This window comes from Stenotrophomonas sp. 86428_Sma (assembly GCF_056481585.1).
Genome location: NZ_CM151156.1, coordinates 4,731,034 through 4,756,158, shown reverse-complemented (window position 1 = coordinate 4,756,158; position 25,125 = coordinate 4,731,034). Strand labels below are relative to the sequence as shown.

At 63.9% G+C, this 25,125-nt stretch carries 19 protein-coding genes, 1 tRNA gene and 1 pseudogene; 13 read left to right on the top strand and 8 right to left on the bottom strand.

Going from position 1 to position 25,125, the window contains the following annotated elements:
* Positions 1 to 214 precede the first annotated feature (214 nt).
* The 3 genes from mgtE (at position 215) to ACZK3J_RS21800 (ending at position 5,139) form a co-directional block, all read left to right on the top strand.
* Positions 215 to 1,585, top strand: coding sequence for a magnesium transporter (gene mgtE, locus ACZK3J_RS21810; protein WP_032129164.1), 1,371 nt, complete (start codon positions 215 to 217; stop codon positions 1,583 to 1,585).
* Between the two features lie 167 nt (positions 1,586 to 1,752).
* Positions 1,753 to 4,473 (top strand): bifunctional acetate--CoA ligase family protein/GNAT family N-acetyltransferase, encoded by a 2,721-nt coding sequence (locus tag ACZK3J_RS21805; RefSeq protein WP_049462128.1) that lies wholly within the window; start codon positions 1,753 to 1,755, stop codon positions 4,471 to 4,473.
* A 354-nt stretch (positions 4,474 to 4,827) separates the two neighbouring features.
* Entirely contained in the window at positions 4,828 to 5,139 is a 312-nt protein-coding gene (locus tag ACZK3J_RS21800; RefSeq protein ID WP_223224680.1) for an integrase core domain-containing protein, read from the top strand.
* Between the two features lie 437 nt (positions 5,140 to 5,576).
* Here the strand turns inward: ACZK3J_RS21800 and ACZK3J_RS21795 are convergent.
* Positions 5,577 to 6,002: pseudogene (locus tag ACZK3J_RS21795) on the bottom strand (transposase); the annotation flags it as partial.
* Between the two features lie 211 nt (positions 6,003 to 6,213).
* On the opposite strand from ACZK3J_RS21795, the gene ACZK3J_RS21790 reads away from it, so the two are divergent.
* The 7 genes from ACZK3J_RS21790 to ACZK3J_RS21760 all read left to right on the top strand — a co-directional run bounded on the left by ACZK3J_RS21790 (position 6,214) and on the right by ACZK3J_RS21760 (position 13,196).
* A complete protein-coding gene (locus tag ACZK3J_RS21790) occupies positions 6,214 to 6,384 on the top strand; it encodes a hypothetical protein (RefSeq protein ID WP_157805916.1) in 171 nt (56 codons plus the stop codon).
* 8 nt (positions 6,385 to 6,392) lie between these two features.
* Positions 6,393 to 6,578: a hypothetical protein gene (locus ACZK3J_RS21785; protein ID WP_152911143.1), complete on the top strand. Its 186-nt coding sequence runs from the start codon at positions 6,393 to 6,395 to the stop codon at positions 6,576 to 6,578.
* A gap of 51 nt (positions 6,579 to 6,629) precedes the next feature.
* On the top strand, positions 6,630 to 7,007 hold the full coding sequence (locus tag ACZK3J_RS21780) for a hypothetical protein (protein ID WP_149908938.1): 378 nt from the start codon (positions 6,630 to 6,632) through the stop codon (positions 7,005 to 7,007).
* A gap of 689 nt (positions 7,008 to 7,696) precedes the next feature.
* Positions 7,697 to 8,062 carry a transposase gene (locus tag ACZK3J_RS21775; protein ID WP_478476236.1) on the top strand — a complete coding sequence of 122 codons (366 nt, stop codon included), beginning with the start codon at positions 7,697 to 7,699 and terminating at the stop codon, positions 8,060 to 8,062.
* Between the two features lie 301 nt (positions 8,063 to 8,363).
* A complete protein-coding gene (locus tag ACZK3J_RS21770) occupies positions 8,364 to 9,611 on the top strand; it encodes an HlyD family secretion protein (RefSeq protein WP_049462126.1) in 1,248 nt (415 codons plus the stop codon).
* Positions 9,612 to 10,234: 623 nt separating this feature from the next.
* Positions 10,235 to 12,361, top strand: coding sequence for a peptidase domain-containing ABC transporter (locus ACZK3J_RS21765; protein ID WP_049462130.1), 2,127 nt, complete (start codon positions 10,235 to 10,237; stop codon positions 12,359 to 12,361).
* Positions 12,362 to 12,488: 127 nt separating this feature from the next.
* Positions 12,489 to 13,196 carry an alpha/beta fold hydrolase gene (locus tag ACZK3J_RS21760; RefSeq protein ID WP_049462125.1) on the top strand — a complete coding sequence of 236 codons (708 nt, stop codon included), beginning with the start codon at positions 12,489 to 12,491 and terminating at the stop codon, positions 13,194 to 13,196.
* Positions 13,197 to 13,353: 157 nt separating this feature from the next.
* Here ACZK3J_RS21760 and dkgB read toward each other — a convergent pair whose 3' ends face one another.
* Both dkgB and ACZK3J_RS21750 read right to left on the bottom strand, forming a co-directional pair.
* The gene (gene dkgB, locus ACZK3J_RS21755; protein ID WP_032129158.1) at positions 13,354 to 14,163 is read right to left on the bottom strand and encodes a 2,5-didehydrogluconate reductase DkgB; all 810 of its coding nucleotides are present in this window, start codon (positions 14,161 to 14,163) and stop codon (positions 13,354 to 13,356) included.
* 88 nt (positions 14,164 to 14,251) lie between these two features.
* A complete protein-coding gene (locus tag ACZK3J_RS21750; protein ID WP_049424175.1) occupies positions 14,252 to 15,466 on the bottom strand; it encodes an MFS transporter in 1,215 nt (404 codons plus the stop codon).
* Between the two features lie 107 nt (positions 15,467 to 15,573).
* On the opposite strand from ACZK3J_RS21750, the gene ACZK3J_RS21745 reads away from it, so the two are divergent.
* Entirely contained in the window at positions 15,574 to 16,476 is a 903-nt protein-coding gene (locus ACZK3J_RS21745; protein WP_049462124.1) for a LysR family transcriptional regulator, read from the top strand.
* A gap of 329 nt (positions 16,477 to 16,805) precedes the next feature.
* Here the strand turns inward: ACZK3J_RS21745 and ACZK3J_RS21740 are convergent, their stop codons facing one another.
* Positions 16,806 to 18,926 carry a methyl-accepting chemotaxis protein gene (locus ACZK3J_RS21740; RefSeq protein ID WP_478476235.1) on the bottom strand — a complete coding sequence of 707 codons (2,121 nt, stop codon included), beginning with the start codon at positions 18,924 to 18,926 and terminating at the stop codon, positions 16,806 to 16,808.
* A 183-nt stretch (positions 18,927 to 19,109) separates the two neighbouring features.
* Here ACZK3J_RS21740 and ACZK3J_RS21735 point away from each other — a divergent pair, with 183 nt between their 5' ends.
* Positions 19,110 to 19,565: an Rrf2 family transcriptional regulator gene (locus tag ACZK3J_RS21735; protein ID WP_033833804.1), complete on the top strand. Its 456-nt coding sequence runs from the start codon at positions 19,110 to 19,112 to the stop codon at positions 19,563 to 19,565.
* The gene (locus ACZK3J_RS21730; protein ID WP_049398662.1) at positions 19,555 to 20,460 is read left to right on the top strand and encodes an NAD(P)/FAD-dependent oxidoreductase; all 906 of its coding nucleotides are present in this window, start codon (positions 19,555 to 19,557) and stop codon (positions 20,458 to 20,460) included. The genes ACZK3J_RS21735 and ACZK3J_RS21730 overlap by 11 nt, the downstream gene beginning before the upstream one ends.
* 164 nt (positions 20,461 to 20,624) lie before the next feature.
* On the opposite strand, the gene ACZK3J_RS21725 is transcribed toward ACZK3J_RS21730, so the two are convergent.
* The 4 genes from ACZK3J_RS21725 to ACZK3J_RS21710 form a co-directional block, all read right to left on the bottom strand.
* Positions 20,625 to 21,845, bottom strand: a complete 1,221-nt coding sequence (locus ACZK3J_RS21725; RefSeq protein ID WP_049460613.1) for an RtcB family protein — start codon at positions 21,843 to 21,845, stop codon at positions 20,625 to 20,627.
* A gap of 56 nt (positions 21,846 to 21,901) precedes the next feature.
* Positions 21,902 to 23,026, bottom strand: coding sequence for a slipin family protein (locus ACZK3J_RS21720; protein ID WP_049398660.1), 1,125 nt, complete (start codon positions 23,024 to 23,026; stop codon positions 21,902 to 21,904).
* Positions 23,027 to 23,383: 357 nt separating this feature from the next.
* Positions 23,384 to 23,457: transfer RNA gene (locus tag ACZK3J_RS21715), tRNA-Lys, on the bottom strand.
* Between the two features lie 683 nt (positions 23,458 to 24,140).
* Positions 24,141 to 25,097: an aldo/keto reductase gene (locus ACZK3J_RS21710; RefSeq protein ID WP_049460611.1), complete on the bottom strand. Its 957-nt coding sequence runs from the start codon at positions 25,095 to 25,097 to the stop codon at positions 24,141 to 24,143.
* Between the last annotated feature and the right edge of the window lie 28 nt (positions 25,098 to 25,125).

Here is a 25,125-nt window from a genome sequence, read left to right as displayed (position 1 = left end):
CAAGGCTGCCGGGTTGACCTGCAATGGCCCACGGGTCCAGACTGCCCGCCGCTGGCGGCGCGTCCGCCAGCACACGCATCCCGGAGTCCCCAACCCATGTCCAGCGACAGTAGAAGTCGACCTCGTTCGACGCCAGCGATGGCCACCGCCTGACATCGGGACGGTTTGCCTGCGTTGGTGTTGCGCGAGGTCGCACCCCCACAAGGCAAAACCGATGAACCAGAAGCAATTGCTGCGCCCGGTGGCCGATGCCGCCGCACTGGCCGCACCCCTGGCGAACTACAACACCGCCGACGCGGTGGAATTCCTCAATACGCTGGAACTGACGCGCGCTGCGGAAACGCTGGCGGCGCTGCCGTTGCCGCGCGCGGTGAAGATGCTCGAAGCACCGGAGCTGCACCGCAGCGGCGAGCTGGTGGCCGCGCTGCCGCCGGCGCGGGCTGCGGCGCTGCTGGGCCTGATGGCCGATGACCGCGCCACCGACATCGTCCACGAGCTGGATGAGGAAGAACGCGCGCGGCTGATCCCGCTGCTGGGCACCGACGCCCGCCAGGCCATCCAGAAGCTGCTCAGCTACCCACCGAACACTGCCGGTGCGCTGATGACCACCGAGTACGTGGCGGTGCCTGCCAGCTGGACGGTGGCGCAGACCCTGCAGCACATCCGCCAGGTCGAGCGCACCCGCGAGACGGTGTACGCGATCTACGTGCTGGACCCAGCCAGCCAGCAGCTGCAGCAGGTAGTGACCATGCGCCGGCTGATCACCGGCCTGCCCGAGGAATCGATCCTGGATGTGGCCCAGGTCAACCCGCCGGTGACCGTGGATGCGCTGATGGACCAGGAGGAAGTGGCGCGGCTGATCCGCCGCCACGACCTGCTGGCGATCCCGGTGGTCGACGACCAGCAGCAGATGCTTGGCATCGTCACCGTGGACGACGTGCTCGATGCGCTGATCGAGGAGTCCACCGAAGACGCGCACAAGTTCGGCGGCATGGAAGCGCTGGACAAGCCGTACATGCAGATCGGCTTCTTCGAGATGCTGCGCAAACGCGCCGGCTGGCTGAGCGTGCTGTTCCTGGGCGAGATGCTGACCGCGAGCGCGATGCAGCACTACGAGGATGAACTGGCGCGCGCCGTGGTGCTGACCCTGTTCATTCCGCTGATCATGAGTTCGGGCGGCAACTCCGGCTCGCAGGCTACCTCGCTGCTGATCCGCAGCTTGGCACTGCGCGAACTGCGCCTGCGTGACTGGTGGAAGGTGGCCCTGCGCGAAGTGCCCACCGGCATGGTGCTGGGCGCGATCCTTGGCTGCCTGGCCATCGTGCGTATCGTTATCTGGCAGCTGGGCGGCCTGCACGACTACGGCGAGCACTGGATCCTGCTGGCGATCACCATCGGCGCCGCGCTGGTCGGCATCGTCACCTTCGGCTCGCTGTCCGGCTCGATGCTGCCCTTCATCCTGAAACGGCTCGGCTTCGACCCGGCCAGCGCTTCGGCGCCGTTCGTGGCCACCCTGGTGGACGTGACCGGACTGGTGATCTATTTCAGCATCGCCGCGATGATCCTGCACGGCACACTGTTGTAAACCGGGGTCGGTTAAGGGGTCGGATCCCTTCGCGCAGCGAAGGGCTCTGACCCCTGAAGCACCGTGCCCCGGTAGTTGCCGACCTTGGTCGGCACGCAAGGGTCAGATCCCTTTCCTGGGGAAAGGGACCTGACCCCATCGCCATGGAATTTGGTTACCGTAGGCGCATGAGTACCTACCACCTGCAGTCTGTGTTCCGTCCGCAGTCGGTCGCGGTGATCGGCGGCAGTCCGCGTGAGCGTTCGGCCGGGCGCGCGGTGATGCGCAACCTGCGTGGCACTGGCTTCCCCGGCAAGGTGGCCTGGATCAACCCGCGGCATGCCGAGATCGATGGCATCCGCACGATCAAGCGGTTGAAGGATCTGGACTGGGTACCGGACCTGGTCGTCATCACCGCACCGGCGGCGATCGTGCCGCAGGTAGTGCGTACCGCAGCCGAACGCGGCGTGCAGGCCGCGATCATCCTCACCGCGCACCTGGGCGAAGGCCCGGGCTCGTTGTCGGAACAGGTGGAAACGGTGGCGCGCAAGCATGGCCTGCGCATCCTGGGCCCGCACTGCCTGGGTGTGATCGCACCGCATGCGCGGCTCAATGCCAGCATCGCCGCGCACTTCCCGCAGGCCGGTGACCTCGCGCTGATCTCCGAATCCTCGGCGATTGCGGCGGCGCTGGTGGAATGGGGTGTGGCGCGCTCGGTCGGCTTCTCCGCCGTGGTCTCGCTGGGCGACACGATGGACGTCGACTTCGGTGACCTGCTCGACTACTTCGCCACCGACTACCGCACCCGCGCCATCCTGCTCTATGTCGAGCAGATCAAGGATGCGCGCAAGTTCATGTCGGCCGCGCGTGCCGCCGCCCGCGCCAAGCCGGTGGTGGTGGTGAAGTCCGGCCGCGCCGAGCGCGTGCAGCCGGGCAGCCGCGATACCCATGTGCAGGCCCTGGCCCGCGCCGACGATGTGTACGGTGCAGCCTTCAACCGCGCCGGCCTGCTGCGCGTGGGCGCGCTGGACGAACTGTTCACGGCCGCCGAATCGTTGGGCCGGTTGGGGACCTTCCCCGGTCGTCGCCTGGCCATTCTCAGCAATGGTGGCGGTGTCGGCCGCCTGGCCGTGGACCAGCTCATTGCACTGCGTGGCACGCTGGCCAACCTGTCCGACAGCACGGTCGAGAAACTCGACGCCGTGCTGCCGCAGGGCTGGTCGCGCAGCAACCCGGTCGACATCGTGGTCGACGCCGATGGTGATCGCTATGCCGCCGCCATCGAGGCGCTGCTGGCCGACAACGAGAATGATGCGGTGATGGTGGTCAACGTGCCGACCGCATTCACTTCATCCGCAGACGCCGCACAGGCGCTTACCCGCACGCTCGGACTGCGCCCGCGCCATTACCGCGACAAGCCGGTGTTCGCGGTGTGGCTGGGCAACGATGACCAGGCCACCGCCACGCTCAACGCGGCACGGGTGCCGACCTATCCGACCGAGGCCGAAGCGGTGCGCGGCTTCCAGCATCTGGTGCGTTACCGCGAAGCGCAGAACGCCCTGATGGAAACACCACCCAGCCTGCCGCAGGATTTCAGTGTCGACACGGCCGCCGCGCGCGCACTGGTCGATGCCGCCCTGGCCAACGGCCAGCAGTGGCTGGACCCGCTGGCCACGCATGAACTGCTCAAGGCCTATGGCATTCCGTCCGCGCCGGTGATGCATGCGCGCGATGCGCACGAGGCGATGGACCTGGCGCAGCCGCTGCTGGAACGCGGTGCTACGGTCGCACTGAAGATCCTGTCGCCGGATATTCCGCACAAGTCCGAAGTGGATGGTGTGCGCCTGAACCTGGCGGCGCTGCCGGCGGTGCAGAGCGCGGCCCATGCGATCCTGTCGCGCGCGCGCCAGCTGCGGCCGGATGCACGCATCGATGGCCTGCTGGTACAGCCGACCATCGTCCGCCCGAAGGCGCGCGAACTGATCGTCGGCATCGCCGATGACGCGACGTTCGGTCCGGTGATCGTGGTCGGTCGCGGCGGCACTGCCGTCGAAGTGATCAATGACAAGGCGCTGGCGCTGCCGCCGCTGGACCTGCGCCTGGCCCACGAGCTGATCGGCCAGACCCGCGCCTCGCGCATCCTCAAGGCTTACGGTGACGTGCCGGCGGCTGACGAGCGCGCACTGGCGCTGGCGCTGGTGAAGCTTGCACAACTGGCTGCCGATATCCCCGAGGTGCGCACGCTGGACATCAACCCGCTGCTGGTCGACGGCAAGGGCATCCTCGCCCTCGATGCCCGCGTAGCGGTGGCGCCGTCGCGCATCCTGCACAAGGGCCGCGGCCATCCGCGTTTCTCGGTGTTCCCGTACCCGAAGGAGTGGGAGCGCACCATCGAGCTGTCCGATGGCGGCCGTGCCTTCGTGCGCCCGGTGCGGCCGGAGGACGACGCACTGTTCCGTGCGTTCTTCGCCCGCGTCAGTGACGAGGATCTGCGCCTGCGTTTCTTCCAGTCGGTGAAGCACTTCAGCCACGAGTTCATCGCGCGCCTGACCCAGCTCGATTACGCACGCTCGATCGCGCTGGTGGCGATCGAACCGCGCAGCGGCGAAATGCTGGGTGCGGTGCGCCTGCACGCCGATGCCGATTACCATCGTGGCGAGTACGGCATCCTGATCCGTTCGGACCTGAAGGGCCACGGCATCGGCTGGCGGTTGATGGCGATCATGATCGAGTACGCCAAGTGGCTGGGCCTGGACGTGGTCGAAGGCCAGGTGCTGCGCGAGAACAGCACCATGCTGGCGATGTGCCAGAGCCTGGGCTTCAAGACCAGGCTGGATCCAGACGATCCGACGGTGATGATGGTGACCCTGCCGGTGCAGCAGGTCGAAGTACCGCAAACCCCGATGTAGAACCGAGGCTACGCTCGGATGTTCCAGAGGCAGCCGAGCACGGGCTTGTATGTTCCTTGTATGTTCCTCCCGGCTCCTACGCGGTATGTAGGAGCCGGTGTGGAGGGACTGACGAGCATGGATCTGCGGATATGAGCCGACAGACGAGCCGACAGACGAGCCGACAGACGAGCCGAGCGATCCCCATCCCGCACACGAACGTCGATAGGGGATCGCACGGCGCCCAAAGGGGATTGTCGATGTAGGCAAGCTAACGCCGGTGCGATACCACTTGTCGTGGTCAAGTTTTGGTAGACACGTAGACAGGGGATTTCAGGCGGTGGCTTTGTCGTAGTCGGCCGGGGATCGACACCCGTGCGCATCCTGCTGCGATCTGACAATGGCTTGGTGTTCAGCGGCCGCGACTACACGCGACTGATGCGCAGCTATGGCTCGAAGCAGGAGTTCATCACGCCACACTGCCCGCAACAGAACGGATTGATGGAGCGAGTGATCCGAACGCTGGAAGAGCAATGCGTGCACTGGCATCGTTTCGAAAGCCAGATGCACGCTACACGGTTAATCACTGACTGCATCGCCTTCGACGACCAACAGCGCACTCATCAGTGCGCTGAAGATGATGACCGCAGATGCGGCCTATACCGCTACATTAACCCCATGACCTGAGCAGAAACCGATGGGTCATTACATGGCTCGATAGTGTCCCCCAATGCGGCAATCTGGGTCGGGCACTGCCCCATATTTCGCAGGGAGTTGTTTAGAAAACTCCCAACATCAGGTATTCCTTACGAGTCTTGTGGAGAAGTCGATTTCTCATCCGCATAGAACGAAGTGGATGGCTTACATTGATGTCGCAAATGCCTCTTGGATCTCTGCGGCAAGTCACGCTACGGTTTGGTACACGTTAGGGTGATGCGCCCGCCAACAGCGTTCGGAGACGGGATGTCGGATTCGTTGTTTAGAAACCAAGTGTTGGATGCAAAGCGAAGTAGCTGGTTGAGTGGAATTGTGCTCACCCAATCCTTGGGGCTTTGGGCGTTTACTCTGTTTGCCGCACTCTCGGTGTTGACTGCTGTTTGGTTCTCGGTTCTAGGGGCGTATATGGCATCCACGATCGAGCTGGCGCGCAGACTCTGGTCTTTGCGTGCGAGATTAACGTCCATCACCTCCAGCATATTTGCGGCAAGCCTATGCCTCTCCAACGGACGACGGAAGTTGATGATCGTGGACTCATCCGGGATCGCATCGAGCCCGCTGAGCCGGTGGAACAGCCGCATCGAAGCAATCTAGTGCAGGGCTTCCTCCATGTCCGGATCGCTCAAGGCATACCACTGCAGCAGGTGGATGCGCAGTGTCGTCTCCATCGCATACGGTGGCCGAACCGCGCGACCGGGACGCAGATAATGCGGCTCAATCTAGGCCAGCAGTGCCTTCCACGGCACTATCTGGTCCATCTCGTAAAGGAAAATATCGCGCCGGGTCTGCTTGCGCTTGCGCAGGCCCTGCGCATCCCCAAATGTCAGCCGTATGATGCATTCCACTACGCAGCTAAATAGTGTCCCCCCAAAGCGGCAATCTGTGGCGGGCACTACTGCACAGTTCGCAGGAAGCTGTTCAGAAGCTCCTTAGCGAATGCTCTTGCTGTGAAAAGTAAGTGCCAACTGACCTCCGATTCAAATTTCCGGGAATCGTCCCGGATCCCCGTGCGTGGAAATGCACGTATTAAGAAGGAGTTGTACTATGCGCGAAATGACCATGGAAGAGATTAATAATGTTGATGGCGCGGTGCTGCCTTTGATGTTCGTTGGCGCAGTTGCTCTTTCCCAGGTAAGTTGGACCAGTGTTGCGTTCATGGCCGGCACGATGACTGGAATTGGCATCGGTGGTTCCGTTCTATACAATGCAAAATAACTAGTTTGATGTCCAATTCAAAGCGGGAGAATGATGTGCGTGAATTGACCGGTCTTGAAATTGAGAGCGTCGACGGTGCAGTTGTGCCGGTCGTCATTGGGATTGGAATCGCGTTTGGTAAAGGTTTTGTTGCCGGCGTTGGTATCGCTGGTGCTGGTTATGCGGGTTATCAGTTTTATCAGATGGCTTGGTAAATAGTTAGCTGGATCGCAGGGCTTTTGCCCTGCGATTCTTTGAGGGTTGATATGAAAATTACTGGTGGATTTGATGGGCGACATGGAAAGTTCTATTTTATTTCCTTGGTAGCAATGGCGTCTGCCTCAGCGCTGATGCTGGTGGCGGCGCTTCGGGGTGCTGCGCCTTTGCAGGTTCCTCAAGAGGTTGGAGTTTTCGTTGCCGCATTTTCGCTGCTGTGTTCGACGGCAAGTTACCTGTTAATAAAGAAAGTTAAGTGCTCGTTCCTGCTGCTTGGGGTTTCGGCTGTCGTATTTTCTGCTGCTCTATGGTCGTTTGGTGCGCCTTTTTCGTTCGTGCTGCTTCTGGCACTTCCAGCTCTGCTCTTGTCTTTCATCTCAGCTATTTTTCGGGATAAGGTCGATGTCCAGGTCGAGAGGGATGACTAGCGTTCTGTATCTATAGATTGGTTTATTTCTAGTCCATTGATCACTCATGGCTGTGCGAGATTTGTCGTCCTCATGGCCTGCATCTGCGGACGCTCTGAACAACTATTTCGGTAGTGCCGTCCGCTGGCCGGCAGCCTGAGAGACAATAGAGGCACACGTTGAGAAGCCATCCATGCAGCTGACATTGTTTGCGCTGTGCAATCTGTGGATGGTGCACTGGCAGTTACTGCTGGCATAGGGATCAATCCGTCTCGAGGTGCTCGGAAGGGGCACTTCGAGCACGAAAGGACATGGCAACCCACTGCGGCTGATGACTTAGGAGCATTCTGGTGCTGGAAATCCAGCACTCAGCAACGATTGTTCAGTGCATCCCAAGCGACCGCCCGTTACGTGAAGAAGGAGAGCGATCGTCTGCGTGAATACGTACCGCGTACCGACGAGCAGCAACTGATGCACGATTTGCTGCACAAGCGGCGGGCCCGGGTGGAGACACGCGTGCGCTCGTAGCAATCCTTCGGGGTAAGCGGAAGTGGCCCCCTAGAGAACTGTCAGATCTGTTCCGCGCCCTAGCTGGGACGCTAGCCGAGCTTGAAAGCGCGCTGTGGCGCTTGAGTCGCGATGGAGGGCACTGCGCGCTCTACAAGCGTCTGGTGACCACTCCTGGTGTCGGCTCTGCCGTCGTGGCTCACTTGATCTACTACATGACGCGCTGGCCGTTGGCTAACGTCGACGTATGGATCGCCTGCATCGACCTGGATCCCCGGCCCAATGAGTCTGGCGGCAGAAGTGGGCGGCGTCGGCTGTCCAAACAGGGTACGCAGATGCTGCGCCAGATGCTCTACATGGCCGCGATGGGCCTCAAGCAGTGTCGCCGGGGGCAACCGCTCTACGATGAACTGTCAAAACGCGGTCACCCCTGCAGCACCATCTTCAACCTTCTGCCAAGGAAGCTGGCCAGGATCGCTTGGGATGTCTTCAAGAGTGGCCGCGATTTCGATCCGGCCATGCTGAAGGTGGGTAAAGCCCACTTCCAGCGGGCCTTACCACGAACATAGGATCTCGGCTCTACAACATCGTCCGGTCATCATGCTGGGTGGTGACGTAACGCGTGCCGATCAGAGCGTTGACGCCGGTTGTTCTGATGGCTGAACGCGGACCACGACGACGGCGTATGCCATCCTGGACGGCGCGCGGATGGCCCTGCGCGTCGGTGCGCTGAGTAGTTGGTGCTTCTCTCGGAAGAGATGAATGAATCATGGTCACTGTATGGGAGGAGAGCTGACGCATTTCGCTCTTTAACTCTGCGAAGAGACCTCGCTATCATCCAATGAACGCGGGCAAAGTTACTTTCTAAGAGTGTCTTCAGATCTGTTTCGCAGGGAAGTTCTGCAAGGAAAGCGCGCCGGTTGGTTGGGGTCGATTTCCATCACGCAACCGCTCAGGCTTTGGGTTTTTGCCATCGTAGCCTCTTCCACCGCACTAGTAGTAGTGCTGCTGCTTACATTTGGCACCTATACCCACCGTTCGCACGTGGGTGGACAGCTTGTGCCAGTCAATGGAATCGCGCAGGTCATGGCGCCCGCCAATGGGTTCATGTCGGAAGTCAGAAGTGCCGAAGGCGAGTACGTCGAAGCGGGTGAGGTAGTTGCGGTCCTGACTGTTCCGCGAGCCACCACCACTGATGGGGATACGCTGGCTGCGATGGAATCTCGCTTCGAGCGCAGGACGTCCGGCCTTGGGGCGGTACAGACTGCCAAGAAGATGCGGTTGAGCGCGCAGCAGAAGGGATTGCGTAGGCAGCTTTCCAACGCACAGCGGGAGCTGGCGCAGTTCGACGCCGAAGTGCTGACAAGACGGGATCAGATCAGGATTGCAGAGGAGACGCTGGAACGCCTCCGGCTCCTTGAAGAGGATCGTTACGTCAGCCTCCTCCAGATCAAGCAGCAGGAATCTGCAGCGCTCACACAGAAGGGTGAGATGCAGGCATTGCAGCGACAGGCCATTGCCACGCGCAGGATGATCGAGCAGATCATCCAGGCGCTCAATGAGCTGCCTGGCGAGCATGAGGCCGCGGAAGCGACATTCCAGCAGGATCTCGCCTTGCTTGAGCAGGAACGTGTGGAGAATGTCGCGCGCGGACGGTTGGCTATTGTCGCGCCAGTCTCTGGAATTGTAGCCAGCCAGCAGATCAAGGCCGGCCAAGCCGTGCAAAGCGGCCAGCCGATCATGAGCGTGCTGCCTGGGGATGGTCATTTGGAGGCGGAGCTGCTCGTTCCTAGCCGCGCGGTAGGATTCATAGAGCCCGATGATAAGGTCCTGCTCAGATACCAAGCATACCCTTACCAGAAATTTGGACACCATGAGGGGCGGGTTTCACGGATTAGTCGAAGCACACTGGGTGCAACACAGAACGGTGGCGCGACAGAACCGATGTATCGAATCACGGTCGTTCTCGCATCGCAAACCGTAAGCGCATACGGCAAGCCCGAGTCACTCAAGCCCGGAATGCTGGTGGATGCAGATGTTCTGGGTGAGACGAGATCGTTCTTTGAGTGGGCCCTTGAGCCTATCTACTCAATCAAGGGAACTGTATTCGGGCAATGACTGCAGCATTGGATGAGACATCGTGTCGCTGGCTAAGGCAGCCCATGCACAATGAACGTGTGCCAATTCTAGGGAGACTCACTGTGCGTGAACTGACCACGGATGAAGCTTTCGAAGTCGAGGGGGAAGCTGCTTGCATCAACGGTGCCGGTGCGCTAGTTGGCGGTCCTGCCGGGCCCGCTGCCGGTGCGTGCATCGGAGGTGGAATCGCCGTTGCACTTAACCCGTGCAGGTGTGTTCGTGCACTCCTACGCAGTTTGCTTGGAGGCACACGCTTCTGGAATGAACTGGCACGAGGAGAAAAGATCATGAAGTTTCCGGGTATCGACCAAAGGACTTTCGCCATCTGTGTGTGCTGCCTGGCCGTGATCGCGGCATCTTCAGACAGCCGGATATGGCCACTTCTCTGTGCTGGTGCGGTTGTGGTAGCTACCGCTAGATTCGCTGATACAAGACGCAAGCGGATTCAGAAAAATCATACGTCGCATTGAAGTCTGTGCGCGGTGGGGCAATCACGCGGCCGAGGGCGAACATGCGGCGTACTTGGTATAGGCCATTGGTACTGAAGTTTGCACCAGCCGCGTCTTTTTCAGATTGACTGGGATCTTGGGCTTGTCATCGGAATGAAAGCGATACTGCAGTCGGAGACAACGGAGTGTGGACTGGCGTCGATCGCGATGATCGCCGACTTTCATGGAAAGAAGATCGGCCTAAGCGAGATTCGCCGACGCTATCCGTTGTCGCTCAAGGGTGCCAAGCTGGGCCAGCTCATCCACATTGCACAGCAGTTGGGACTGTCTTCGCGGCCCTTGCGGCTTGAGATGGAGCACCTTTCCGAACTCAAGCTGCCTTGTATTCTGCATTGGAATCTGAACCACTACGTGGTGCTGGTAAAGGTGGGCCGCAGCGGTTTCAGGATTCTTGACCCCGCCATCGGTGAGCGGGTGCTTGCACTGGAGGAAGTGTCCGAGCACTTCACGGGTGTGGCGCTTGAGCTGACTCCCACTGCGGAGTTCCAGAAGGAGGCCCGGCCGGCCCCGATCTCACTACGGCAGCTGACGGGGCAGATCAACGGTCTGTGGCCCTCACTGGCGTTGGTCCTGCTTCTCTCGGTCGCACTCCAGATCTTCGTGGTCCTTGCGCCGTTCTATACCCAGTGGGTGGTGGATCAGGCACTGGTTTCGGCAGATCGGGATCTGCTTACGGTACTGGGGATAAGCTTCGGGCTTGCCATGCTGTTGCAGGTGGCCATCGGGCTGTTGCGCGGTTGGTCTGTCATTTATCTCTCCTCCACTCTGGGCTTGAGATGGATGGGGAATGTTATCGGGCATCTGCTGCGATTGCCGTTGGACTTCTTCGAGAAGCGACACCTGGGCGATATCATTTCTCGGGTCTCGTCGGTGCAATCCATCCAGAAGACGTTAACGACCAGTTTCGTCGAAGCGCTCATCGATGGCCTGATGGCGATCGTCACGCTAGGAGTCATGGTTCTCTACAGCTGGAAGCTGGCGTTGGTGACGCTGGCGGCGGTGGTGCTGTACACCTTGGTCCGCGCCACCGCGTACGCGCCAGTTCGCAATCGTACCGAGCGCCAGCTCGTTGCCAGTGCAAAGCAGCAATCGCATCTGCTTGAGTCGATCCGCGGCATGCAGAGCATCAAGATCGCCGTCCAGGAGCCGATGCGGAGGGCAGCCTACGAGAACCTGATGGTTGGCACGGTCAATGAGGAAGTTAGGCTTTCGAAGCTGACGCTCGGCTTCACCGTTACCAGTCAGCTGATCTTCGGAGTCGAGAGGATTGCTGTCATCTGGATTGGCGCGGTGCTGACCATGAACAATCTGTTCTCGGTCGGCATGCTGGTAGCCTATCTTGCGTACAAGGACCAGTTCGCACTACGAATGGCCGGTCTGATCGACAAGGCCGTCGAGTTCAGGATGCTTCGGCTGCATGGCGAGCGATTGGCGGATGTCGTTCTGAGTGAACCTGACCAGGATCTCGATCAAATCGAGACAGTGGTACCAATTTCGTCCTCCATCGAGGTCGAGAATCTCTCCTTCCGTTACGCCGAAGGTGAGCCCTGGATCGTCCGCAACTGTTCCTTCCGCGTGGAACAGGGTGAAGCAGTGGCCATCGTGGGCGCATCGGGTTGCGGCAAGTCGACCCTGATTAAACTGCTGCTCGGATTGCTCAAGCCCAGCGAAGGAAGCGTAAGCATCGGCGGGGTAGATATCCAGAAGCACGGTCCACGTGGCATCCGCTCCATGATCGGAGCGGTGATGCAGGATGACCAGTTGTTTGCCGGAAGCATTGCCGACAACATCAGCGGCTTCGATAGCGGCTTCGATGAACAGCGCATCGAGGAAGCTGCTCGGATGGCAGCCGTGCACGACGATATCGCGGGGCTGCCGATGGGCTATCACGGTCTTATCGGAGACATGGGCAACTCGCTTTCAGGCGGTCAGAAACAGCGCGTGATTCTGGCCCGTGCCCTCTACCGCCGGCCTCGGATTCTGTTTCTGGATGAGGCCACCAGCCATCTTGATGTCATGCGCGAGCGCTTGGTCAACGAAGCCGTGCAACGTATGAAGCTGACCAAGGTGATCGTGGCCCATAGGCCGGAGACCATAAGCAGCGCCGACCGTGTCCTGATAATGGAGCAGGGGCGGATCGTCCAGGAGGTGCGGCCACAGCGTGAGGCGTCGACGGCGCCTGCTTCCGATGCCGAGGAAGCAGGCGCGGCATCGGTCTGACTGGCGTCCCACAGGGTATCCAGAAGCGGGCGCCGGTCCGGCGTGCCTGGCTCATCCGGGGCACGTCCCCGCGCTCTGCGCGGTCGCTGGCATGGCTCCGTCACCGTGATGGCGCGACAATAGCCCCATGACCGACCGTATCCCCCTGTTGCTGCTGCCCGGCCTACTCAACGATGCCGAGCTGTGGCGCTCACAGTTGGCTGACCTGGCCGACATCGCCGATTGCACGGTGGGCGACCAGACCCGCGGTGAAACCCTGCAGGGCGTAGCCGAGGACGTGCTGGCGCAGGCGCCGGAGCGCTTTGCGCTGGCCGGTTTCTCGCTGGGCGGTTTCGTCGCCCAGCAGATCCTGCGCATCGCGCCGGAACGTGTGCTGCAGCTGGCGCTGATCGATACCTCGATCCATGCCGATTCGCCGGAACGTGCCGAGCAGCGCCGCAGCCAACGTGCCAGCGTGCGTCTTCCGGGAAAATTCCACGGCTTCGGTGACGTGCTGATGCGCAGCTACATCGATGCTTCTCGGCTGGATGACTACGTGCTGGTGCAGCGTGTGCGCGACATGACCGCGCGGTTGGGCGCCGAAGTGTTCCTGCGCCAGAGCGCGCTGGAGCGCCGCGACGGCCATGACGTGCTGGCCGGCTACCGCGATCCGCTGCTGATCGTCTGCGGTGCGAACGACCGCATCACGCCGCTGGCGGTAAGCGAGGAGATGCACGCCCTGGTGCCGCACTCGCAGCTGGTGGTGGTGCCCGATTGCGGGCACCTGGCACCGATGGAAAAGCCGGACGAGGTCAGTGCGGCCATGCGTGGGTGGTTGCTGCAAGGCGAGGGATAGCGCTGCCTTTGGTAGGTGCCGACCTTGGTCGGCACGATGTGTCATCGACTGACCAGAGGCCAGTGCCGACCAAGGTCGGCATCTACCTGTAGAGCCGAGCCATGCTCGGCTGCAGACGGCCCGGAGCCGAGCGTGGGCTCGGCTCTACAACAATGCCTCAATCCCAGGCCGGGGCAATCCCTTCCGGATTCGCGAGGCGATGGCCGCGATCCAGCTTGGCGATCTGCGCCATGTCTTCGTCGGTCAGGCGTACGGCCGCTGCTTCGAGGTTGGCTGCCAGGTTTTCGCGCTTGGTCGACGACGGAATGACCGAGAAGCCCTGCTGCAGCGCCCACGCCAGCGCAACCTGCGCCGGCGTAGCCTGGTGACGGCCGGCAATGGCCTGGATCACCGGGTCCTTCAGCACTTCGCCATAGGCCAGGCTCATGTAGGCGGTGATGTGGATGCCGTTGTCCTGCAGGAACTTCACCAGCAGGCGGTTCTGCAGGTACGGGTGGATCTCGATCTGGTTGGTGGCGATGGCTTCGGCGCCGAGGATCTCGATCGCCTTGCGGGTCTGCGCGATGGTGAAGTTGGAGATGCCGATCTCGCGGGTCAGCCCCTGCGCCTTGGCTTCGGCCAGTGCCGGCAGGTATTCCTCCATCGGCACATCGACCTTGTCATTCGGTGACGGCCAGTGGATCAGCGCCAGGTCGACGCGGTCGGTGCGCAGCTTCTCGAGGCTGGTACGCAGGCTGGCCAGCAGCGCATCGCGCTTGAACTCGGTGATCCACACCTTGGTGGTCAGGTACAGATCATCACGCGGCACGCCCGACTCGGCGATGGCCTGGCCGACTTCGGCTTCATTGCCGTAGATCTGCGCGGTATCGATGGCGCGGTAGCCGACCTCCAGTGCGTTGCGCACCGAGTCGATCACGGTCTGGTCTTTGAGGCGGAAGGTGCCGAGACCGAAAGCGGGGACAGTCATGGGAAGCTCCAACGGGGGGAAGGGAGTAGCAGAGGGAAGAGGTTAGGACAGGCACCGTATGCATGCCGGCAACGGTGCATTGCATGGATCAATGCGCGGTGGCGGCAATGCCGTCGGCGCGGTGGTCGACGCCATCGCGGCGGTCGAGGCGGCCACTGAGCACGGTCAGCGCGTAGGCCAGTACGACCACCAGCGCGCCCAGCCAGGGCGTATGCATCAGGCCGATGTGCTCCACCACCAGACCGCCCAGCGAGGCGCCCATGGCGATGCCGACGTTGAACGCGGCAATGTTCAGGCCCGATGCCACGTCGGTGGCCTGCGGTGCATAGCGCTGCGCCTGCTTGACCACGTAGACCTGCAGGCCGGGCACGTTGCCGAATGCCACCGCACCCAGCGCCAGCACCGTCAGCAGCATCAACCAGGTGTTGTAGGCAGTGAACGTGAGCACGAACAGCACCAATGCCAGCAGTCCGAAGATGCGCTTCAGCGCGGGCACCGGGCCCAAGCGGTCGGCCATGCGCCCGCCCCACAGGTTGCCGATCGCCACCGACACGCCGTACACCAGCAGCACCAGGCTCACGGCGTTGGCCGGAAGGCCGGTGACGTCCTGCAGGATCGGCGCCAGGTAGGTGAAGGCCAGGAAGGTGCCACCGTAGCCCAGCGCGGTCATCGCATAGACCAGCAGCAGGCGTGGCTGGCCGAGCACTGCCAGCTGCTGGCGGAGGCTGGCCGGCGCACTCTGCGGCAGGTTGCGCGGTACGAACAGCAGCGCGCCGATCAGGGCGACCACGCCGAGGCCGGCCACCGCCAGGAAGGTCGCGCGCCAGCCCAGATGCTGGCCGATGAAGGTGCCCAGCGGCACGCCGGTCACCAGCGCCACGGTCAGGCCGGTGAACATGATGGCGATCGCGCTGGCCGCCTTCTCCTTCGGCACCACGGCGGTGGCGATGATCGCGCCGATCGAGAAGAACACGCCGTGCGCCAGGCCGGTGAGGATGCGGGCGATGATCAGCGAGGTATAGCCGGGTGCCATCCAGGCGACGACATTGCCGAGCGTGAACAACACCATCAGCGCCACCAGCAGTTGCTTGCGCGGTACGCGTCCGGTCAGCGCAGTCAGCACCGGCGCACCGATGGCCACACCCAGCGCGTACAGCGAGACCAGCAGGCCGGCCGAGGGCAGGCTGACCTGCAGGTCGCCGGCGATGGTCGGGATCAGGCCGACGATGACGAATTCGGTGGTGCCGATGGCAAAGGCACCGAGGGTCAACGCCAGCAGGGCGAGGGGAATGCCACGGATCATGACAGGGTCCAGCAGGAGGAAGAGGCTGCGCAGTCTGCGCCGCCGACCTTTGCTGAAAAACCGGTCTTCACGCCAATCACTATTGCCGTGCAGTCAATAATAAGGGCATGAAGACCACTCTCGATGAAATGCAGGCGTTCCTTTCGGTGATCGACAGCGGTTCGATCAGTGCTGCCGCCGAGCAGCTGGGGCAGACGCCCTCGGGTGTGAGCCGCGCGCTGGGGCGGCTGGAGGACAAGCTGGGGATCACCCTGCTGACCCGCACCACCCGCCGCCTGCACCTGACTGCCGAGGGTGAGGCGTTCCTGCGCCATGCGCGCGCGATCATCGATGCGGTGGAATCGGCCGAGGAACAGATGGCGGCGCGCCGCGAGCGCCCGGCGGGGCGCCTGCGCGTGGATGCGGCGATGCCGTTCGTGCTGCACGTGATTGCGCCGCTGGTGGCCGGCTATCGCGCGCGTTACCCGGAAGTACAGCTGGAGTTGAACAGTTCCGACCGCTACATCGACCTGCTCGAACGGCGCACCGATCTGGCGATCCGGATCGGCCCGCTGGCCGACTCCACCCTGCATGCGCGGCTGCTGGGCCGCTGCCAGCTGCGGCTGGTGGCCAGCCCGGACTACCTGGCCAGGCACGGCGAACCGGCCAGCGTCGCCGCGCTGGGCCAGCACACGCTGGTCAGCTTCAACGAGCCGGAATCACTCAACCGTTGGCCGCTGCCCGGAGAGTCGGATGGGCTGCTGCTGGTGCGCCCGGATATTGCCGTATCCAGTGGCGAGACGCTGCGCCGGCTGGCGGTGGAAGGTGTGGGCATCACCTGCCTGTCTGACTTCGTCACCGATCGCGACCGCAGCGCCGGCACCCTGGTGCAGGTGCTGGCGGCGCAGACGCTGGATGTGTACCAGCCGATCCATGCGGTGTACTACCGCAACACCGCCGTGTCGTCGCGGATCAGCTCGTTCGTGGATTACCTGGCCGACGCGATGGCGCAGAGCGACTACGTGCGCTGAGGTTGCCGGCCAGCGGCCGGCACTACCGCATGCGCGGGTGGGCGCGGCCGCTCTGGTGGGTGCGGACCGTTGGTCCGCACTGATCCTGCCGTCGCCCGACCAATGGTCGGGCGCTACCCATGCTGGGGCGGAGGTTGCCGGCCAGCGGCCGGCACTACCGCACGCGCCGGTGGGCGCGGCCGCTCTGGTGGGTGCGGACCGTTGGTCCGCACTGATCCTGCCGTCGCCCGACCAACGGTCGGGCGCTACCCAAGTGGCGGTGGACGCTGCCGGCCTGCGGCCGGCACATCGCACGGGTAGTGCCGGCCGCTGGCCGGCAACCGGATCACTCAGGCCGCACGCGCCAACGCGTCCTTCGCCGCTGTTGTGGTCGACAGATCGAACACATCCACCGCGTCGATCAACCGGTTCGCCTGTTGTTCGAGGCTGCGTGCGGCGGCACTGGCTTCCTCCACCAGCGCCGCGTTCTGCTGGGTGGTGCCGTCCATCTGGATCACGGTCTGGCTGACCTGTTCGATGCCCGCGCTCTGCTCCTGCGAGGCCGCTGAAATCTCGGCCATGATGTCGGTCACGCGCTGCACCGATGCCACGATCTCGGCCATGGTGTCACCGGCCTCGCGCACGCGCTGCGCGCCGTGGCCGACCTGCTCAACCGAGGCTTCGATCAACGCCTTGATCTCCTTCGCGGCCGCCGCCGAGCGCTGCGCCAGCGTGCGTACTTCACTGGCGACCACCGCGAAGCCGCGGCCCTGCTCGCCGGCACGCGCGGCTTCCACTGCCGCGTTCAGCGCCAGGATGTTGGTCTGGAACGCGATGCCATCGATCACGCTGATGATCTCGTCGATCTGCCGTGACGAGGTCTCGATCGCACCCATCGTCGCCACCACTTGGCCGACCACGCTGCCGCCCTGCGAGGCGACCGTGTGCGCGCCGATCGCCAGCTGGTTGGCCTGGCGTGCATGCTCGGCGTTCTGGCGCACGGTGGAGGTCAGTTCTTCCATCGACGCGGCGGTTTCTTCCAGATTGGCCGCCTGCTGCTCGGTACGGCGCGACAGATCATTGTTGCCGGCGGCGATCTCTGCAGCCGCAGTGTGGATGTTGCCGGAGGCGTGCTTGATGTCGGTGACGATGGTCGCCAGCTGCGCGGCGGTGGTGTTGGCATCGCCGGCGATGCGCGCGAACACGCCCTGGAAATCGCCATGCATGCGCGCGCCGAGGCGGCCATCGGCAATCGCGCGCAGCATGCTGGAGACCTCGCCGAGGTTCAGTTCGGTCGTCTGCATCAATCGGTTCAAGCCGTCGACCATCGCGCGGAAGTCATGCTCGAAGCGCGCGCTGTCGCCACGCTGGCCGAAGTCACCCATGGCAGCGGCTTCGGCCAGGCGGCGGATCTCGCCATTGATCATGCCGAGATTGACCTTGGCGGTATCCAGTGCGTCGGTGATCACTGCCTTCTCGCCGGGCAGGCGTTCCATGTCCTGGCTGAGGTCACCGATGGCGTAACGGCCCATGATCGCAATCGCGCGCAGCTTCACCTGGATGTGCGCATCGACCAGCGCGTTGCTATCGGCCACCATCGTGCCGAATGCGCCGGGGAAGGCACTGGCATCCATGCGGTGGCTGATGGTGCCGGCTTCATGCGCCTGTGCCATCGTGGCCTGCGCATCGAGCACGCCGCGCAGTGTGGACTGCACCGCCTGCATGGCCTGCGCGAGCCGACCGATCTCATCGCGGCTGCGCACCTGCACCACATGCTGCAGATCACCGGCGGCCACTGCACGCGCAGCGGCTTCCACCGCCAGCACCGGCTGCACCACCGCACGCCGCAGCCACCAGCCCAGGCCCATCAGCAGCAGCACGGCGGCCAGCACGGTCAGCGCCGCGCACAGCAGCAGCGTCTGCCGCGCCTGCTGCGAACGGGCCGCTACCGCCGCTTCGGCCACCTGCGTGGCGTGCGTACTCAACGCATCCAGCGCGGTTGCCACCGGGCGGTCCTTGCCGCGCACGAGGTTGTCGCCGGCGGCGGGATCGTAGCTGGCCTCGGCGAACGCCTGCAGCGCCGCGTGATAGTCCTGCTGCAGCTGCGCATGCAGGCCGATGAAGGCCTGCGCCAGTTCGCGCGTGCGTGCATCCGGGCTGCTGACCAGGCCCTTGGCCAGCTGCTCGACCAGACGACCCTCGCTGTCGAAGGCGTCCAGGTGGCGTTGGCGCAACGCGTCGTCGTGGCCGCGCAGCAGCACGTTCTTCCATTCCTGCACCTGGCCGCGGAACTCGCGCTGCAGGCGTTCGGCATCGCGGCTGTGCGCGACTTCGGGTGGAACCTCGGTGGACAACTTCAACCAGGCGGAGGCCAGGCCGGCCAGAGCGCACAGCAGGACCACAGCCAGACCAACAGAAACCGCGCCGAGCAGCTTGGACTGCAGGCGCGGAGCACGGACAGACGCATTCATGGGGAAGAACTCTCGGGAAGGGGCACTGCGGTATCGACCCGCTGCGCACGCCCTGAAGTGGGATGTTGATCACATTCGCGTTTCGTTTAGTGATGTGAAGGAGATGTTTCATAGGACAGATGTGTCCATATGGAACGAAAGCAGACCCTCGACAGAGGAATTAAATGTAACTAATGTTGTTACATGAAATCCGCGAACCCCCTCTCCGACGCCCTGCACGTGATGGCGCATCTGGTCGGCCATGCCGCCCCGCGCACGTCCGAACAGCTGGCGTCCTGCCTGCCGACCCATCCTGTGGTGATCCGTCGTCTGCTGGCACAGCTGCACAAGGCCGGCCTGGTGCGCAGCACCCGTGGTCACGGCGGCGGCAGCCTGCTGGCACGCGATGCCGCGGCGATCACCCTGCATGACATCTATCTGGCGGTGGGAGCACCGCCGCTGGTCCAGGTCGGCGCTCGCGATTCCGGCGGTGGCTGCCCGATCCAGCAGCTGGTCAACAGCGCCCTGCTCGAAGGCGCGCGCGAGGCGCAGCGGCTGCTTGAGCAGCGCCTGCAGGCGACCACGCTGGACCAGCTCGGCGCCGACTTCGCCCGCCATCTTGCCCATCACCGTTCCCTGGAAGGTCACCATGAATCCTGATGTGCTCATCGTCGGCGGCAGCTACGCCGGCATTGCCGCCGGCCTGATCCTGGCCCGTGCCCGTCGCCCGGTCACCGTCATCGATGCCGGTTCACCGCGCAATCGCTTCGCCAGTCATTCGCACGGGGTGCTGGGGCTGGATGGCATCAGTGGCGCCGAGCTGCTGAAGACCGCGCGTCAGCAGCTGCTGGACTACCCCACGGTGCGTTGGGTGCATGCCGAAGTGGAGCACGCCCGCACCACCGCCGAAGGTGTGGAAGTGCGTACCGCCGATGGCCAGGTGCTGGCCGCGCGCAAGCTGCTGCTGGCCAGCGGCATCGCCGACCAGCTGCCGGAACTGCCCGGACTGGCCGAGCGCTGGGGCAGCACCGTGCTGCACTGCCCCTACTGCCACGGCTATGAAGTCGGTGGTGGTGCCATCGGCCTGCTCGGCGGCCATCCGATGTCCGCCAGCAAGGCGCCGCTGTTCGCCGATTGGGGCAATGTCACGTTCTTCAGCATGGGTCTGGAGATCACCGATGAGGAACGCGCCGCCATGCAGCAGCGTGGCGTGCACATCGAGACGTCACCCGTGCTGGGTGTGCAGGGCGACCAGCCTACCTGGCTGGAAGTGGAGCTGGCCGATGGCCGCCGTATCGCACAGCGTGCGTTGTTCGTGCCGGCTACCCAGGCGATGGCCACGCCGCTGGTGCAGCAGCTGGGGTGCACATTGGTCGAGAGCCCGCTGGGGGTGCTGATCGAGGTCGACATGATGAAGCAGACCTCGGTGCCGAACGTGTATGCCGCAGGCGATGCGACCACGGTCGGCAACATCACCCTGGCCACCGCCGAGGGCGTGCGTGCGGGGATCGGCGTGCATCATGCGCTGGTGGCCGAGGACAGCGTGCCGCGCTGACCCCCGACGCGACGTGCTGCTCTGGTAGATGCCGACCTTGGTCGGCGCCGTTTCATCCACGCATGGCGTGGAAGAGCAGTCGAGCAAGCTCGACGCTACGGATCCCGGGCATCCAGTCGCCCGTGCCCGTCGAGCAGGTGCCGGCCGAGGCCGGCACCGTTCCATCATCCCTTCACGCACAGCACCTGCCGCAGCGTGTGCACCACGTCGACCAGGTCGAGCTGCGCGGCCATCACATCGTCGATCGACTTGTACGCGGCCGGCGACTCATCCAGCACGCCGCTGTCCTTGCGGCATTCCACATGCGCGGTGGCCTCGCGGTGCTGGGCCAGCGTGATCTGCTGCCGCGCAGCGCCACGGCTCATTACCCGGCCGGCACCGTGGCTACAGCTGTGGAAGCTGTCCGCGTTGCCCTTGCCACGCACGATGTAGCTGCGCGTGCCCATGCTGCCGGGAATGATGCCCAGCTCGCCCTCGCGCGCGCTGACCGCGCCCTTGCGCGTCACCAGCAGTTCCTGGCCGTGGTGCGTCTCCTTCTGCACGTAGTTGTGATGGCAGTTCACCGCCATCGTTGCCAGCTGGAACTTCGGCAGCCGGTGGCGCATCTCGGCCAGCACCCGCGACATCATTGCCTCGCGGTTCTGCCGGGCATAGTCCTGCGCCCACGACACCGCCTCGACGTAGTCATCGAACAGCGGCTCGCCCTCCATGAAGAACGCCAGGTCCTTGTCCGGCAGATGGAAGCCGAGCACGCGCCGGGCCAGTTCCTCGCGCGCCTTCTCGATGAAGTAGGTGCCGATCAGGTTGCCGGTGCCGCGCGATCCGCTGTGCAGCATCACCCACACCGTGTCCGTCTCGTCCAGGCACAGTTCGATGAAGTGGTTGCCGCCGCCCAGCGTACCCAGCTGGCGGTCCAGCTTGTCGGTGCGGATTCTGCGGTGCTTGTCCTTGATGTTCTCCAGGCCGGCGGCCAGCCCGGACTGCACCAGCCGCGTGTGGATGCTGTCGGGCATGCGGTGGTGCTCGCCGCCGCGTCCGTTGCCGACCGGGATGCTGCGCTCGATGCTGTTGCGCAGCTGCCGCAGGTCATCGGGCAGGTCGTTGGCACGCAGCGTGGTGCGCACGGCGGCCATGCCGCAGCCGATGTCGACGCCGACCGCCGCCGGGATGATCGCACCGCGGGTCGGGATCACCGAGCCCACGGTCGCGCCCTTGCCCAGGTGCACGTCCGGCATCACGGCCACCCACGGCCCGACGAACGGGATCGCGGCGATGTTGCGCAGCTGCTCATGCGCCTGCGCTTCCAGCGGCACACCGTTGACCCAGCCCTTGATCGGCGTGGTGCCCTCGGCGTGCAGCCATTGATAGTTGTGTTGAGTGTCCATGTCTTCGTGTTTGTCCTTGATGGGCCGGCGGCGCGTCCCTGCGCCGCCGCGACCCCCTACCTGATCGTCACCAGCTGCTTCAGCACGCCATCCAGGCCGCCGAACACGGTGAGCTTGTCGATCTTCTCGGTGACCTTCTCCAGTGCCTCCAGCTCCTTCAAGCGCATCAGCACCGGGTTGTCCTCGATCAGCTTTGCGGTGTTGAGCTGCGAACGCGTGGCGTTGGCCTCTTCGCGACGGCGGATCACGCTGGCCTGGGCCTGCTTCTCGGCCAGCACCACACCGTTGAGGATCTCCTTCATCTCACCCGGCAGGATCACGTCCTTGATGCCCACGCCGAGCAAGCGCACGCCGTGGCCCTCGATCGCCGCCTGCACATGCGCGGCGATCTCGCCGTCCAGTGCCGCCTTGTCGCCCAGCAGCTCGTCCAGGCTGCGCGCGGCAATCGCCTGGCGCAGGCCGAACTGCAGCTGCCGGTAGACGAACTCGTCGGCATTGCTGAGCGTACGGTGTGCACGCACCGGGTCGACCACCTGCACGGTCGCGGCCAGGTTCACCCGCAGGGTCACCTTGTCGCGGCTGAGCAGTTCCTGGCCGGACACGTCCAGCGAACGTGCACGCAGCTCCACACGCTCCACCGATACGTTGCCATTGAAGTTCCAGAACGCGTGCAGGCCGGCGTCCAGCGTCTGTCGCAGCGTGCCATCGATGAACAGCAGGCCGACCGACTCGCTCGGCACGGTGCTGATCACTGCCACACGCGGCAGCACGCCCAACTGGCCCAGGCGCTGCTGCACGTCCGCCGGAATGCGCGGCTCGTCACCCAGCGCCATCACGCGCACCTGGGTGTCGACCGAACCCCGCCAGTACAGACGGCGGCTGCCCGGCGGCAGCACTTCATCGATGCGGCCGTTGCGCAGCAACAGACCGACCTCGCTGGCGCCGACGTTGGCCAGCACGAAGTGCGTGTCCAGCTCGGTGCCCAGCGCTTCGATCAGGCTGTCCTGGTCGCTGCCGGTATAGGCCGCGCCCTTCGATGCGGTGTGGATGTCCACGTGCGGGCGGCCGCCGAACGGCGACAGGCGGTGCACGCCCGGCAGCAGGATCTGCTGGAAACGACGGTTGCGATACACCAGGCCGCGCTCGCCGTCGCCGATCACGACCTTGATGGTCCAGAACATGGGAGTCTCTCCTTGTATGGCTCTGGTGGTTCGACCCGTTGCGGATGAATCGCCATGACCCGGGCCGATCAGGTCGTGGCGAGGCCGCCTGCACACGACGTGCAGGCAGCGGAAGAGGGCGGCCATCGGCGGACGGTCCACGCGCGGAGCCTTCGGTGCACCGGCACTGCTGCCGTCGTCGTTCCCGGCAGGCAGCACCGGTGCGGAACGTGGCTGGCAGTGGCGGCGGGCCGGGGCCCGGCGTGCGGTCCGTTGCCTTCCACGTTCCTGCCCGAAGGCGTTGTCCGTGGACGGCGACGATGGCCGCTGGGGCTTGCGCCCCGGGTGTTGCTTCAAGTCATGACGTGACAGGTCATGTGGTTTGGAGTGGGAATCGAACCCACGACAGACGGATTAAGGATCCGTTGCTCTGACCAAGCTGAGCTATCCAGTTGGGGACCGCGCGGAATCGAACCGCGTACCGGCGAACCGGCGCCTGCTTCCAGCAGGCGATCCAGGCGATGGCATGTTCGAGACCTCCGGCATACGCCACGGCAACGCCGCGCGCACCAGCCCGTGGTGGAAACGGGACCGTTGGAGAATCGAGGGTGCAGGCCATCGACATTATCGCGAGCGATAATGTTTTGATGCGATGCAGATAATGTCCAGGCGTCGCCACTCGCGCGAAGTAAATCCTTCGGCGGAGCGGAAAAAACCTGTGTCAGTGAGCGGCGGGTTGCCGCGCGGGGTGCAGTTCTGGCATCGCGGGTCCTTGTGCCGACGCAAACGAAAACGCCCCCGGGACTTGCGTTCCGAGGGCGTCGTCAAGCCTCGGAGATCGGGGTGGCCGATCTCCGCAGGGCGGGTATCAGGCCGTTGTCAGCTGGACTTCCTTGCCGAACACGCGCGCCAGCACGTCCATGCGCAGGCATGGCAGCAGTTTGGCGATGGCGACGGAATGCGCGTTCAAGGGAAGTTTCCAGTGGTTGTTGAAACGAGGTGCGCACGATAAACCACGATTTACTCGCGCGCAACCATTTTGTTCAATTATTTTCTTCTTTTACCGCGCAATGCCGGCCAGCGGCCGGCACTACCGGACTGTGCAATGCCGGCCAGCGGCCGGCACTACCGGGTCTCAAGCTTCCGTGCTGGCGGCATCCAGCTGCGCGACATCCTGCACGCTCAGCGACACGTTGGCTGCGGCCAGCAGATCGTGCAGCTGCTCGACGCTGGTGGCGCTGACGATCGGCGCGGTGATCGACGGCCGTGCGATCTGCCACGCCAGTGCGATCTGCGCGGCACTGGCGCTGTGCTTGCTGGCCACGTCATCCAGCGCCTGCAGGATGCGCAGGCCACGCGGATTCAGATAGCGCTTCACCACGTTCTCGCCACGTGCCGGGCTCTTGGCCGCATCGGCCGACGTGCGGTACTTGCCGCTGAGGAAGCCGCTGGCCAGGGCGTAGTAGCCGATCACGCCGATCTGTTCGCGCTGCACCAGCGGTTCCAGCTCCTTCTCGTAGCCGGCGCGGTCGTACAGGTTGTACTCGGGCTGCAGGGTTTCGTAACGCGGCAGCTTGTAGTCGGTGGATACCTTCAGCGCATCGGCCAGGCGCGTGGCGCTGTAGTTGGACGCACCGATCGCACGCACCTTGCCGGCTTCGATCAGCCGGCCGAATGCGGCCAGGGTCGCTTCCAGCGGCGTTGACTCGTCATCCTCGTGGGCCTGGTACAGATCGATCACGTCGGTCTGCAGGCGGCGCAGCGAATCTTCCACCGCGGCGTTGATGTTGTCCGGGGTCAGGCCGGGGCGCTCGGCCCACTTGGCCACCTTGGTCGCCAGCACCACCTTGTCGCGCTTGCCGCTGCGGGCAAACCACTTGCCGATCAGCGTTTCCGATTCGCCGCCGGCATTGCCCGGCACCCAGGCCGAATACACATCGGCGGTGTCGACCAGGTTGAAGCCGGCATCGACGAAGGCATCGAGCAGGGCGAAGCTGGCCTTCTCATCGGCGCTCCAGCCGAACACGTTGCCACCGAAGGCGAGCGGACGTACATGCAGGCCGGAACGGCCCAGTTCGCGGGTTGCCGTCATGGGCACGGACTCCTTGGGGGAAGTGCTC

Excerpts from the sequence above, each read along its gene's own strand:
- ACZK3J_RS21790 (WP_157805916.1), top strand. The coding sequence starts at position 6,214 with ATGCGCGAAATGACCATGGAAGAGATTAATAATGTTGATGGCGCGGTG.
- ACZK3J_RS21725 (WP_049460613.1), bottom strand. The coding sequence starts at position 21,845 with ATGGACACTCAACACAACTATCAATGGCTGCACGCCGAGGGCACCACG.
- ACZK3J_RS21805 (WP_049462128.1), top strand. The coding sequence starts at position 1,753 with ATGAGTACCTACCACCTGCAGTCTGTGTTCCGTCCGCAGTCGGTCGCG.
- dkgB (WP_032129158.1), bottom strand. The coding sequence starts at position 14,163 with ATGACTGTCCCCGCTTTCGGTCTCGGCACCTTCCGCCTCAAAGACCAG.
- ACZK3J_RS21780 (WP_149908938.1), top strand. The coding sequence starts at position 6,630 with ATGAAAATTACTGGTGGATTTGATGGGCGACATGGAAAGTTCTATTTT.
- ACZK3J_RS21710 (WP_049460611.1), bottom strand. The coding sequence starts at position 25,097 with ATGACGGCAACCCGCGAACTGGGCCGTTCCGGCCTGCATGTACGTCCG.
- ACZK3J_RS21740 (WP_478476235.1), bottom strand. The coding sequence starts at position 18,926 with ATGAATGCGTCTGTCCGTGCTCCGCGCCTGCAGTCCAAGCTGCTCGGC.
- ACZK3J_RS21720 (WP_049398660.1), bottom strand. The coding sequence starts at position 23,026 with ATGTTCTGGACCATCAAGGTCGTGATCGGCGACGGCGAGCGCGGCCTG.
- ACZK3J_RS21745 (WP_049462124.1), top strand. The coding sequence starts at position 15,574 with ATGAAGACCACTCTCGATGAAATGCAGGCGTTCCTTTCGGTGATCGAC.
- ACZK3J_RS21785 (WP_152911143.1), top strand. The coding sequence starts at position 6,393 with ATGTCCAATTCAAAGCGGGAGAATGATGTGCGTGAATTGACCGGTCTT.
- ACZK3J_RS21750 (WP_049424175.1), bottom strand. The coding sequence starts at position 15,466 with ATGATCCGTGGCATTCCCCTCGCCCTGCTGGCGTTGACCCTCGGTGCC.
- ACZK3J_RS21735 (WP_033833804.1), top strand. The coding sequence starts at position 19,110 with ATGAAATCCGCGAACCCCCTCTCCGACGCCCTGCACGTGATGGCGCAT.
- ACZK3J_RS21760 (WP_049462125.1), top strand. The coding sequence starts at position 12,489 with ATGACCGACCGTATCCCCCTGTTGCTGCTGCCCGGCCTACTCAACGAT.
- ACZK3J_RS21765 (WP_049462130.1), top strand. The coding sequence starts at position 10,235 with ATGAAAGCGATACTGCAGTCGGAGACAACGGAGTGTGGACTGGCGTCG.
- mgtE (WP_032129164.1), top strand. The coding sequence starts at position 215 with ATGAACCAGAAGCAATTGCTGCGCCCGGTGGCCGATGCCGCCGCACTG.
- ACZK3J_RS21730 (WP_049398662.1), top strand. The coding sequence starts at position 19,555 with ATGAATCCTGATGTGCTCATCGTCGGCGGCAGCTACGCCGGCATTGCC.